Annotated in this window: 12 protein-coding genes; 2 read left to right on the top strand and 10 right to left on the bottom strand. The window is 35.8% G+C overall.

From position 1 onward, the window contains the following. Nucleotides 1-107: 107 nt before the first annotated feature. Nucleotides 108-410, bottom strand: coding sequence for a PTS sugar transporter subunit IIB (locus ACTQ5J_RS02620; RefSeq protein ID WP_441750774.1), 303 nt, complete (start codon nucleotides 408-410; stop codon nucleotides 108-110). Continuing rightward, the gene (locus ACTQ5J_RS02615; protein ID WP_441750773.1) at nucleotides 407-559 is read right to left on the bottom strand and encodes a PTS sugar transporter subunit IIB; all 153 of its coding nucleotides are present in this window, start codon (nucleotides 557-559) and stop codon (nucleotides 407-409) included. The genes ACTQ5J_RS02620 and ACTQ5J_RS02615 overlap by 4 nt, the downstream gene beginning before the upstream one ends. A gap of 299 nt (nucleotides 560-858) precedes the next feature. Between ACTQ5J_RS02615 and ACTQ5J_RS02610 the strand changes: the two genes are divergently transcribed. Continuing rightward, nucleotides 859-2,022, top strand: a complete 1,164-nt coding sequence (locus ACTQ5J_RS02610; RefSeq protein ID WP_441750452.1) for a helix-turn-helix domain-containing protein — start codon at nucleotides 859-861, stop codon at nucleotides 2,020-2,022. An 81-nt stretch (nucleotides 2,023-2,103) separates the two neighbouring features. Here the strand turns inward: ACTQ5J_RS02610 and ACTQ5J_RS02605 are convergent, their stop codons facing one another. The 5 genes from ACTQ5J_RS02605 to ACTQ5J_RS02585 form a co-directional block, all read right to left on the bottom strand. Then, the gene (locus ACTQ5J_RS02605) at nucleotides 2,104-2,607 is read right to left on the bottom strand and encodes a nucleoside deaminase (RefSeq protein ID WP_441750451.1); all 504 of its coding nucleotides are present in this window, start codon (nucleotides 2,605-2,607) and stop codon (nucleotides 2,104-2,106) included. A 103-nt stretch (nucleotides 2,608-2,710) separates the two neighbouring features. Then, on the bottom strand, nucleotides 2,711-2,938 hold the full coding sequence (nrdH, locus tag ACTQ5J_RS02600) for a glutaredoxin-like protein NrdH (RefSeq protein WP_441750450.1): 228 nt from the start codon (nucleotides 2,936-2,938) through the stop codon (nucleotides 2,711-2,713). 428 nt (nucleotides 2,939-3,366) lie between these two features. After that, nucleotides 3,367-4,158: an ABC transporter ATP-binding protein gene (locus ACTQ5J_RS02595; protein ID WP_441750449.1), complete on the bottom strand. Its 792-nt coding sequence runs from the start codon at nucleotides 4,156-4,158 to the stop codon at nucleotides 3,367-3,369. Further along, nucleotides 4,158-5,060, bottom strand: a complete 903-nt coding sequence (locus ACTQ5J_RS02590) for an ABC transporter permease (protein WP_441750448.1) — start codon at nucleotides 5,058-5,060, stop codon at nucleotides 4,158-4,160. Before ACTQ5J_RS02590 ends, ACTQ5J_RS02595 begins: the two co-directional genes overlap by 1 nt. 5 nt (nucleotides 5,061-5,065) lie before the next feature. Continuing rightward, nucleotides 5,066-6,058, bottom strand: coding sequence for an ABC transporter substrate binding protein (locus ACTQ5J_RS02585; protein ID WP_441750447.1), 993 nt, complete (start codon nucleotides 6,056-6,058; stop codon nucleotides 5,066-5,068). 450 nt (nucleotides 6,059-6,508) lie between these two features. Here ACTQ5J_RS02585 and ACTQ5J_RS02580 point away from each other — a divergent pair, with 450 nt between their 5' ends. After that, nucleotides 6,509-8,215, top strand: a complete 1,707-nt coding sequence (locus ACTQ5J_RS02580; RefSeq protein WP_441750446.1) for an Rqc2 family fibronectin-binding protein — start codon at nucleotides 6,509-6,511, stop codon at nucleotides 8,213-8,215. A gap of 64 nt (nucleotides 8,216-8,279) precedes the next feature. Here the strand turns inward: ACTQ5J_RS02580 and ACTQ5J_RS02575 are convergent, their stop codons facing one another. The 3 genes from ACTQ5J_RS02575 to pflB all read right to left on the bottom strand — a co-directional run bounded on the left by ACTQ5J_RS02575 (nucleotide 8,280) and on the right by pflB (nucleotide 12,481). Then, nucleotides 8,280-9,233 (bottom strand): manganese-dependent inorganic pyrophosphatase, encoded by a 954-nt coding sequence (locus ACTQ5J_RS02575; RefSeq protein ID WP_441750445.1) that lies wholly within the window; start codon nucleotides 9,231-9,233, stop codon nucleotides 8,280-8,282. A gap of 175 nt (nucleotides 9,234-9,408) precedes the next feature. Further along, nucleotides 9,409-10,179: a pyruvate formate-lyase-activating protein gene (gene pflA, locus ACTQ5J_RS02570; RefSeq protein WP_441750444.1), complete on the bottom strand. Its 771-nt coding sequence runs from the start codon at nucleotides 10,177-10,179 to the stop codon at nucleotides 9,409-9,411. Between the two features lie 73 nt (nucleotides 10,180-10,252). Continuing rightward, nucleotides 10,253-12,481, bottom strand: coding sequence for a formate C-acetyltransferase (gene pflB, locus ACTQ5J_RS02565; protein WP_441750443.1), 2,229 nt, complete (start codon nucleotides 12,479-12,481; stop codon nucleotides 10,253-10,255). Nucleotides 12,482-12,536: the final 55 nt, after the last annotated feature.

The raw sequence follows: 12,536 nt of genomic DNA, 5'->3' as shown, positions 1-12,536 counted from the left end.
ATCCTCCCTTTGTTTTTATAATACTAAATGAAGGACTTATGTAGGCCTGTCTTTAATTGATCCACGCGTAGTCTCATTAAACCTTCTTATTTAGTTTAAAAGGCCAATTATAGAAATGAGTTGTTGGACTCACCTTCAGAATTAACTCTTGAATCAATCTGAATTCCTTTGATAATCAATTGCTTTAACATATCAAAATCGTTTTCGTTCATTATAAGTGAACTCGTGATATATCGTTGTCCTGGCTCTATCGCTAAGCTACCTAAATTCACTAATAGGATATTGATACCTGAATTAATGAGTCGTTTGATGTCTTTAATAGAATCTGTAATTAGCATAATTCGTTTTTCGCTCGATATAGTCGGCAGATGACTCATTGCTTTTTCTGCTTTATAGTATGGAGAATTTATTTATCGGGAACTGCCCTATCCAGAAGAACTTGGCGCATTTTATTTGAAGCTAACTCATCATTTACAACAATAATCAGATTAGCATCTAGCGCCTCACACCATCGCGTAGCGTCTTGACCATGAATTATATGATTATCAATGTGAGCCATCTTTATAATAGATATTATCCCATTCTTTCCTTTCAAATATCCTAATTAAACAGGATGGTTTTAATGTAATGCAAACAATTATAGTTAAAATCTACGGAAAGCAAAAATCTTTTATATGTATTAACTGCACTCTGTTTTGTCTTTTTTGGCAAAGTGCTTATCTTAAACATTTATCAAAAAAGACACAATGTAACTCAATCAACTAAAACGCCTGAATTGATAGAGATTGTTTCTTTTTTAGTGTATACTAAATGTGTACTTATTATCTAAATGATCAATTATATAAGAAAGGACATATTATGTATACGAAAACCACAGCAATGGCGAATAGTTCCTTGTTCGAACAATTGTCGACAATCCAAGACGTTAAGAAGAAACCACGCAATCGCATGATGACTATTCAGAAAAATTATAGTGACACTTTCTTTCAATTTAAAAAGCCGGTTACGTTAACTGCTAATAATGGCATTGCTTTATTAGTTGTTACTGCCGACCCGCATGACCCATCGAGTTATGAAGAGTATATATTGCAAGGAAGCATTACATTAGAGAGTAATGTTTACTTCAATACTTTAACTGTGACTGATCAATGTAGTATCTTTTTAGAGCCTCAGTTATCAGATGAACCTATTTTGATCAGTGTTGCGCAGCAATTTAAAGTAAAGAATAATCAGCCATTAATTCAAATTGAATCCATTTTTAGTATTGTATATCAAGTAAAAACCGCTCCCTTTGCTTTAACTCATCAAAATCGGGACTACTGCGAATTAATTATTGTTGATCAAGGAGAAATAAACCATCAAATCAATGGGAATGAATTAATATTAGGCCAACATGAATGTATACTTTTATTTCCTGGTGAAGATTATTCACAAACAGTTCACAAAGAAGGAGTGACAACCTATTTAACTATCATGTTCAAAGCGAAAGGTTTAGAGGATGAGATGAGTCAAAAAATTTATCATTTAACAAGTAAACACTCAAGTCTTGTGGATAGAATGGTGAAATTATCGACTAATCCGACATCGTATTATACTAGTGATGAAATATTTTTAAGTTTTAAAAACTTATTAATGAGTCTTATCCAAGGACAAGCAGATACAATCGAAGAACCTACCACCTCTATGCGAGAAAATTATGAGAATGAGCTATTTCAAGCCATCGCTGATTATTTGCATCAAAACGTCGAGGAACAGAATCAAGTAAATGATTTAGTCGATCATTTCGCCCTCTCGCGCTCGACTTTGCAGATGTTATTTAAGAAGTATGCGAATACATCCCCTAAAGCTTATATCAATCAACTCAGACTTCAACGAAGTAAAGTGCTCATTCGTGAATCAAAAATGAGTTTATCTGAAATAGCTAGTGAACTTGGTTATGGTTCCATTCAATATTTTTCCCGTGCGTTTAGTCGAGAATTTGGTATGAGTCCTTCTAGTTATGCAAAATCAATAATTAAATAATAATGAACAGCTGCCTACTCCTTAAAAATTGGAGTAAGCAGCTGTTTTTCTACTATGGTTACACTTTAGATATTTAATTAATCATGTATTTTTTCTTTGAAAATTTTCAATATGCATCTGTTTAACTTCTTCAATTAAACTTTCCGCTGGACCGTCGACTTCAACATGACGAATGATTGCTTGAATAGGTAACGGTTCAATCGGAGACTCTGGCCAATCAAAGGCATAACTCCATTCATTCAATTGTTGAGATGAACAAGCATAAACAATACGGCCCAAGCCTACCCATCCATGAGCAGCGGCACACATTGGACAGTGTTCACCGGACGTATATACAGTTGCAAGCTTACGATTTTCTGGTGTCATATTTTTAGCTGCCCATCGAGAAATTTCAAATTCTGGGTGACGCGTATGATCTCCGCCAGAAACATGATTATAATCCTCAAACAATACAAGGCCTTCGTGAGAAACAAGAAGCGAACCAAATGGTTCATCTCCTTCTTTTAAAGCTTGTCTAGCAAGGGCCACAGCACGTTTAAGGTAAGCTAAATCTTTTTCACTAATCAACATTATCCCTACTTTCACATATATATGCCTACCCATAGTATAACCAAAATGAATTCTTACCTAAAAAACACTCTATCAAGTCAATTGATAGAGCGATGTAATCATTTTAATGAGTCTATGACTATGCTAAAACTTCTAGTAAATCAGGTCTAAAACCAAAGAATGGCGTTTCACCTTCAATAACAACAACTGGTAAGCTTTTAAAACCGAAATCTTCTACAGTTTTTAAAGCTTGTTCATTTTCATAAACATCATAAGCAGTGTATCTGATGGATTTTTCATCAAGATACTTTTTAGTAAATGAACATTGCATACAATTAGGTTTTGAATAAACAATAATTTTTTTCATAATAGTCACTCTTTCTTTTTATCAAAGTAACTCTATCATACTCAATTACAAGGTAATAAACAACTATATGTTGTGTTGTTTATTAATCATAACACCGAATATTGTATTTTAGATAAGTTGTTACTGTATTGTAAGACGCAATCAAATTCACTTAGTTCCTGGATTAATTACTATAATATATCAATAGAGCTTATTAGTTTTTGGATTCTAAAAGGATAAACTGGCTAGTGATGTCCTAAAGTACTCTGATAGACAACTAAGTTTGACTGTTTCGCGTAACACTTAGCAAAACTGTCTAAGTTAGTGTTAGGTTTTTCTAAACTAATGTCAAAAAAACGGTAAAGGCTACTCTGCCAAAATTTATATCTGAAAAATCTAGCCGATAATCCAACTGCTTCTAATCCGACTTGTTAACTTACAGTTCGTGCCTAAACGATTTCCACACCATTAACAAAACCAGATAAGCGTTCGATCGTGCTAAATAAGTCAGCCGCGGTCAATTGAGAAATATCCTCTTTAGAAAAAATCTTACTAATCTGTCCTTGATGCATTACAATTATACGATCACTATAGGTAAGTGCATCTTGTAAGTGATGAGTAATCATTAGCGTAGTTAAATTCAGTTGACGAACAATGTCTTGAGTCATCGCCATCACTTGCTTAGCCGTTCTAGGATCCAATGCAGCCGTATGTTCATCTAATAATAACAATTGTGGTTCTTGTAAGGTTGCCATTACTAAAGAAATTGTTTGGCGTTGTCCACCAGATAGATTTTCAATTGGAACATCTAATCTTTTTTCTAAATCCAGACGAAAAGGTTTAAGGTATTCAATCATTTCTTCATAATTTTTTTCGGTTAGAGAACGACCAAACAGTCGCTTCTCTCCTCTTTTACGAGCTAACATTAAATTTTCAAACACTGTCATTCTGGGAGCTGTCCCCATTCTTGGATCTTGAAAAACACGGCCGATTTTACGAGAAATGTCCATCGGTTTTAATTCAGAAATTTCATGATCGCCTAAAAATATTTGCCCTTCATCTATTTTTATTTGGCCAGATAGACAATTGAACAAAGTTGATTTACCAGCACCGTTAGTTCCAATGACGCCAATAACTTCCCCTTTTTCAATTTTTAAATTTACTTTATCTAGGCCGGAAACGAGATCTCCTTTTCCACGATTAAAACGTTTGGTTACATCGACTAATTCAATATGGGCCATTATGCTCGCCCTCCTTTATTTCCAATTGTATTTATTTTTGGAGACAACTTGGCCTTAACAGATGGGAAGGCTAAGAACATCGCTAAAACCGTCGCTGATATCAAACGGAAATCATTCGAATTAAAGCCTAATCGTAAAACGAACACTAAGATTAAACGATAGATAACTGCCCCAATAATGATTGAAACTAGACGCTTAGTTAAAGTCAGCTCGTTTTTAAGCAATACCTCTCCAATGACGATGGATGACATCGCAACAACTACGGTACCAGACCCCATTTGAATATCTGAAAACCCATTATCCTGCGCGACAAGAGCCCCACTAAGTGCGATTAAGCCGTTAGCAAACATTAAAGCCACTCGAATCATGTGTGGCGTATTAATCCCTAATGAATTCGCCATAATTTCGTTGTCTCCTGTAGCAATGACTGCTTGCCCAATATCTGTTTTAAAGAAAAAAACCATCATTAAGATACAAATAATCACAAATATAATACCAATAGCTAAGCGAGCATAAAGCACTGTATCAAATAGATTTCCTATTAAATCAAATACAGTCTCTGTTCCACGGAAACTTAAATTGGGATTTCCCATAATACGTAAATTAATCGAATATAAACCTGTTAGTGTAATAATACTTGCTAATAAAGCAGGTATTTCAAAATAAGTAGTTAGAAAGCCAGTAATTAAACCGGCGAGCATGCCGGCTGCAATTGCGGCTATTGTTGCTATAACAGGATGGATTCCATTCGTTGCCAAGGTAGCAGCCGTAGCTGCTCCCATGGTAAACGATGCTTCACTTGTTAAATCCGCAAAACGTAAAATTCTAAAACTAATATATAAGCCTAAACCCATGATACTCCATAATATCCCTTGAGCGACCGCACTAAAATAAATTGCCATATTAACTATTCCCCACCTAAATCTTCTAATGTACTTACTAAATCAACAGAAATTTCGACATTTAATCGTTCAGCTGTATCCGAATTATAAACTAATCTTAAGTTCTCAACAAAATGAATGGGAATATCTCCGATAGATGTACCGTTAAGGACTTGAATCGCAATTCTCGCAGCCTCAATCCCTAAATCAGCTTGGTTAATGGCTACCGCCGCTAAACCACCCTGTTCAACCATATTATCTACACTTGGATAAACGGCGATATCCATACGATCAGTGGCATCTAATAAAGTTTCAAATGCCGAAGCAATGGTATTATCAGAGCCTACATAAATTGCATCTACTTGTGAACTTAAGTTTTCAGCAACCATTTGCATATCAAGAGTTGTCGCGATTCCTTCAATAACCACCTCTAAGCCCATACCTTCAGCCACTTCTTTCGCCGATTCTATTTCTGCTTGAGCATTATCTTCACTTGATGTATAAATCATCCCAATTTTTTTAATGTCAGGATCAATTTGTAACATTAAATCAAAGTGTTTTTCTAAAGGAAAAGCATCACTCGTTCCAGTGATATTTTCGCCAGGTTTTTCTACGTTTTCAACTAAGCCAGCAGAAACTGGATCAGTCACTCCCGCCATAATAATTGGGATGTCGCTCGTTTGATTTTGGAAAGCTTGTGAGACTGGTGTCGTTACAGCGAAAATTAAATCAGGTTCCTGAGAGACCACTTGCTCAGCAATCGTCCCTAATAAATTGATATCTGCCTCAGCATTATGAAACTCAATCGTTAGGTTCTCTCCTTCGACATAATCATTGGCAGCCAATTCATCTTTAATCCCTTGAACGATTTGGTCTAAAGATGGGTGACTGACAAATTGTACAATCGCAATATCTAATGAATCTTCTGCGTGAGCTTTAACATTAAATTGAGTGAAACCAGAGACAAGAATTGAGGCTAATAAAGTGACTGCTACTATCATTTGTTTGAAATTTTTCATTTTTATACTCTCCTTTTATGTGAATACACTAAAAAACGCCGACCACATACTATGTGTGTCCGCGTTACGCAAAAAAACCACATAGTATGTTTAATAAACATCTACGTGGTAAACTGGATGATTCGCCACATAGATACAACTTCAGTACAAACTGGGCTGTATCCATGGAATATGTCCAAGTCTACAACCTTATCTATGCCAGCTTTGCCAGCTATTAAAAATAGTATTGTTGATATGTAACATATTCTTAGCTCCTCTCGATAATTTATATTTATCTTACGCTTCATTTCTAAAAGTGTCAAGAGTTTTTTAATTATTTTCACATCATTTTCTCACGAATCTTGGATTGAGCATCATTACGTATATATTTTAAATAAACATTCGTTTTTTTCTGTAAAAAATAGTAAAATGATAAAGTAGTCTATTAATTAGACACAAGGAGGTTTTAATATGTCTTTTGATGGTTTGTTTACCCACGGCCTAGTTGCTGAACTGAAAGAACAACTATTGAACGGAAGAGTTCATAAAATATATCAACCATTCGAACAAGAGTTACAATTTGTCATTCGTGCCAATAGAAAGAACCAACGTTTATCTGCTTCAATTCACCCTACTTATTATCGTCTTTTGTTAACAGAGGAACGCCCGAGTAATCCAAGTCATGCGCCAATGTTTTGTATGTTACTTAGAAAACATTTAGAAAATGCAAGTATATTAGACATTCGACAAATAGAAAATGATCGAATCATTGAATTTGAGCTAAGTGGTCGTGATGAACTAGGTGATTTACAAACTTATTTATTAATTTTTGAGTTAATGGGCCGCCACAGTAATATTATTTTAGTAAATACTAAAACACAAACGATTATCGATTGTATTAAGCATGTGTCACCTGCATTTAATAGTTATCGCTCACTTCAACCAGGTGCAGCTTACATTCGCCCACCAAAGAATCCTAATCAACAAAATATTCTCGAAATGAATTCTGCTGACTTGAGTGAATGGGTAGAGACTCATGCCGAGGAGTTGACCACTGGTCAAGGCCACCGTGTGATTCAAGGCTTAAGCAAGATGGTTGCTGAAACAATCCAAGATTTAATTGTTAATGAAAGTCACACACCACTTGCTGCTATTCACTTTATTCTTGAACAGTTAAAAGCCCCAAAGCCTACCCTTTTTGAAAGTAAAGAGAATTTAAAATTCTATGCTTTTGATTTACCAAATTTACAGGGGAAACGTCAATCGGTGTCTTTATTGTCAGATTTACTAGAGTTATTCTTCCAACAGAAGGTCCATTTGGATCGAGTGAAACAATTATCTGGTGATATGATCCAAAAAATAAAACACATCATTGATCGAAACAATAGTAAATTAACAAAACTTGCAAAAGAAAGAGCTATTGCTGGAGCGGCAGATAATTATCGTATAAAAGGTGAGTTACTAAACGCTTACGCATATCAACTTCAAAAAGGAATAAGTGAAGCACACTTAGAAAATTATTATGATGAAAACCAATTGTTGACGGTTGAATTGGACCCTAGGAAAACACCTATCGAAAATAGCCAGCAATATTTTAAGAAATATACTAAATACCGTGATTCGCTAAAATATATTGATCAACAAGAAACACTGGCTTTAGAAGAGAATGATTATCTAGAGGGAGTCCTTGTTCAATTATCTCAGGCAGATTTAGAAGACATTGAAATGATCAAACAAGAACTAACAGATGAAGGTTATGTCAGTCAAAGAAAAGGTTCAGTGAAAAAACGGGCTAAATCAAAATCTAAACCGCGACGTTATCGCTCAAGTGATGGTATCATCATCTATGTTGGGCGTAATAATCAACAAAACGATGAATTAAGCCTGCGTAAGGCAGCTAAAAATCACTGGTGGTTCCATACTAAGGATATTCCTGGAGCCCATGTCATCGTGGAGTCTGATAAGCCTAGTGAGCAGACAATGCAGGAAGCTGCTGAAATTGCCGCCTATTTTTCAAAATTTCAACAGTCTGCCAATGTGCCAGTAGATACCGTTCAAGTGAAACAACTACATAAACCTAATGGGGCAAAACCTGGTTTTGTAATTTATGAAGGACAACAAACCCTCTATGTAACCCCAGTAGAAAGCAAAATTTCAGCAATGGCTATCGAAGATTAACCATTAAATGAAAAGCTTGTTTTTAATGGGTAAATAAAGCAAAAAAAAACGGAGTTAGCAATGGCTAGACTCCGTTTTTTATGCTTTTAACTGTAAAACTATCTGTTAATTGAGGGACAACTTGTTTCTTACGAGAAACTACTCCCGGTAAATTCAGTTGGCTTTCAACAACAGGCGTTTTAAACGCTTTTTCAACTGCTGTGAAGTCGTTCCCGACTACAAAACCGATTGAATTGCTTTCAAGAATATCTGTCACAATTAAAACAGATAAATCTAAAGTGCTCGCTGCATCAAATTCTGCTTTCATTTGCTCTAATAAAGCGTCTTTACGTGATAATACATCTGAGAAATCTACAACGTTCACTTGACCAATACGCACTTGTTTACCATTCATATCAAAGTTTTTGGCGTCTGAATTTAATAATTCTGTCTCAGATTTACTATCTAAATTAGTTCCAGATTTTAATAAGTCCATGCCATATACCTCTAAGTTGACATCAGCGATTTTTGCTAATTCATGAGCAGCATTTTCGTCTTGGTTTGTGGTTGTAGGTGATTTAAATAATAAAGTATCAGAAATAATCGCGGATAACATTAATCCTGCAATTGATTTAGGGATATCGTAATCATGTTCTACAAACATTTTATAAAGAATCGTTGCAGTAGATCCAATCGGTTCTGCACGGTAATATAATGGATGCGCAGTCTCAAAGGCATTGATTCTGTGGTGGTCCACAACGTAATCAATAGATACCTCTTTTAAATCATCAACCGATTGAATTGGCTCATTATGGTCAACTAATGCTACGTTTTTCACTTCATTTGCAACAGTTGTTACAATTCGTGGAACCGACACATTAAAATGATTTAACGCAAAGGCAGTTTCTTCATTTATTTCACCTAAAGCAACTGGCTCAGCCTCTTGCCCTTGTTTCTCAAGAAAATAGCTCATTGCGATTGCTGAAGCTATCGTATCTGTATCAGGATTTTTGTGTCCAAACACTAAATATTTCGTCATAAAAGTATAATCCTCCTTAGTTATGCTTACTCTAATAGTTTACCACTAGTTTACAAAAAAATGAATTAAATCTGATACATTTGCGTACTTTAGTAGATAAACTATCTGTTCAAAAATAAAAAAATCAAAGCCCTCTTTTAAAGAGCTTTGATTTTTATTAACTAGCAAATGTAGTTTAATAATTTAGGTAGTTTTTGTAATCGTCTGTTCTCAATAAACGGCGAGCATTTTCTACTCTTTCAGGTGTTGGCGGATCAATTCCTTCTAAGCGGTATTTAATCCCCATCGCTTCGTATTTATAAACCCCCATCTTATGATAAGGTAAAATCTCGAATTTTAATACATTATCTAAACTTGCCACATAGTCACCTAAACGTAAAAGAAACTCGTCATAATCTGTGCGTTCTGGGACTAAGACATGACGAATCCAGACTGGATGATTGATATCAGAAAGATAACGAGACATATCCAGAATGCCATTATTAGGATGACCAGTTAAACGGCGATGCCCTTCTGTATCAATATGCTTAATATCAAATAAAAATAAATCAGTATATTTAAGCAATTCTTGAAAGCGTCCAAAAAAAGGTTCTTTAAAAGTGAACGGTTGCCCGCATGTATCAATTGTTGTATGAATACCATTTTCTTTACAAATCTTAAAATACTCAATCAAGAAATCGATTTGTAGTAAAGGTTCCCCACCACTAATCGTTACGCCCCCTTTACTACCCCAAAAAGCTCGATATTGGATAGCTTCATCAAATAATTGTTGAGGGGTATATGGATGGCCGCCTTTCATATTCCAAGTGTCAGGATTATGGCAAAACTCACATCGCATACGACAACCTTGCATAAATGTTATAAATCGAATACCTGGACCATCTACTGAACCGAAACTTTCGGTCGAGTGCACATGGCCGATAATTGGCGTAGCTACTTCAGTCATTCCGCCAGCTCCTTTCACTAAAATGACAAGCTTACTAGCTAAAACTAGCAAGCTTGTAAGAAATATTAGGACCTTACATTGAACTATGCATTGTACGGTTAATTACATCTAATTGTTGTTCTCGTGTTAATTTTATAAAGTTAACGGCATATCCAGACACACGAATGGTTAATTGTGGGTAATTCTCGGGATGTTCCATTGCGTCCATTAAAGTTTCACGATTAAAGACGTTAACGTTCAGGTGGTGTCCCCCTTGTGCAACGTACCCATCTAACATACTTGATAAGTTTTCTTGTTGAACAGCATCTTCTTTACCTAACGCTTTTGGAATGATTGAGAAGGTATTTGAAATACCATCCATTGAATATTCATAAGGCATTTTAGCTACTGACATTAAACTAGCAAGTGCGCCGTGAGTATCACGACCATGCATTGGGTTGGCACCTGGTGCAAATGGTGCTCCTGCACGACGTCCATCTGGCGTGTTACCTGTTTTCTTACCATAAACCACGTTTGAAGTAATTGTTAAAATTGATGTTGTATGAATAGAATTACGGTAAGTTGGATGTTTTCTAACTTTTGTCATGAATGATTTAAGTAAGTCGATACCTATTTGATCGGCACGGTCATCGTTATTACCATATTTAGGATAGTCTCCCTCAATTTCATAATCAACCACTAGGCCATTTTCATCACGAATCGTTTTAACTTTTGTATGTTTAATGGCAGATAATGAATCGATTGTCACTGAGAAACCAGCAATACCAGTTGCCATTGTACGTTTAATTTTTGTATCATGTAATGCCATTTCGATACTTTCATAACTATACTTATCATGCATATAATGAATAATGTTTAATGTATTGACGTATAGGCCAGCTAACCATTCTAACATGTCATCAAATCTTTCCATAACCTCGTCATAATCTAAATACTCTGACGTAATTGCTTGGTATTTCGGTCCGATTTGTGCTTTTAGCTTCTCATCTACCCCACCATTGATTGAATAAAGAAGTGCTTTTGCAACGTTGGCACGAGCGCCAAAGAATTGCATTTGTTTACCAATTTCCATTGCAGACACACAACAAGCGATCCCATAGTCATCACCATATGTTGGACGCATAATATCGTCGTTCTCATATTGGATAGCAGATGATACGATTGACATCTTAGCAGCAAATCTTTTGAAAGGTTCTGGTAAGCGTGTTGACCATAGAATTGTTAAGTTTGGTTCAGGTGCTGGACCTAAGTTTGAAAGTGTGTGTAAGAAACGGAATGAACTTTTAGTGACTAATGAACGTCCGTCATTACCCATCCCCCCAATAGATTCAGTTACCCAAGTTGGATCACCTGAGAATAAGTCATTATAGTCTGGCGTACGGGCAAATTTAACTAAGCGTAATTTCATAACGAAATGATCGACTAATTCTTGTGCTTCAACTTCTGTTAATGTACCGTTGGCTAAATCACGTTCTACATAGATATCTAAGAATGTAGAGACACGGCCAAGTGACATTGCGGCACCGTTTTGTTGTTTAATGGCAGCTAAATATGCTAAATACGTCCATTGGAAAGCTTCTTGAGCACTTTCGGCAGGGACTGAAATATCAAAGCCATAGATTTGACCTAGTTTTTTAAGATCTTTCAGAGCACGATATTGTTCGCTAACTTCTTCACGCAATTGAATGATGTCATCTGACATCGTACCATAGCCAATATTGTCGAAATCTTTTTGTTTTTCAGCCATCAAGAAATCTACCCCATATAAAGCAACACGGCGGTAGTCACCGATAATACGTCCACGTCCATAAGCATCTGGTAGTCCAGTAATGACACCCGATTTACGTGCAGAACGCATGTCTGGTGTATAAGCATCGAAGACACCTTGATTATGTGTTTTACGATATTCAGTAAAAATTTTATGGTTTTCTGGATCAACTTCGTAACCATAGGCTTCCAATGAGTTTTCTGACACTCGAATCCCACCGAATGGCTGGAAGCTACGCTTTAATGGTTTATCTGTTTGGAAACCAACAATCTTTTCTAACTCCTTATCGATGTAACCTGCTTCATGAGAAGTAATTGTCGAAACAATCTTATTATCCATATCAAGTACGCCACCGTTGTCGCGTTCTTGTTTAGTTAATTCCATGACTTCGTCCCATAGTTCTACGGTTGCTTCTGTAGGTCCTGCTAAAAATTCATCCCCCGCTGTATATTCTTTAAAGTTAGCTTGAATAAACTCACGCACGTCTACTTGTTCTTGCCATTTTTTTCCTTTAAACCCTTGCCACTGTTTCATAATAAATCCTCCTTGTTATACTTTCCGATTAAAATATGACAAACGACTTGTTCAA

Source organism: Fundicoccus sp. Sow4_F4, assembly GCF_052116145.1.
Lineage (GTDB): Bacteria > Bacillota > Bacilli > Lactobacillales > Aerococcaceae > Fundicoccus.
This window is presented reverse-complemented; position numbering and strand designations above follow the sequence as displayed.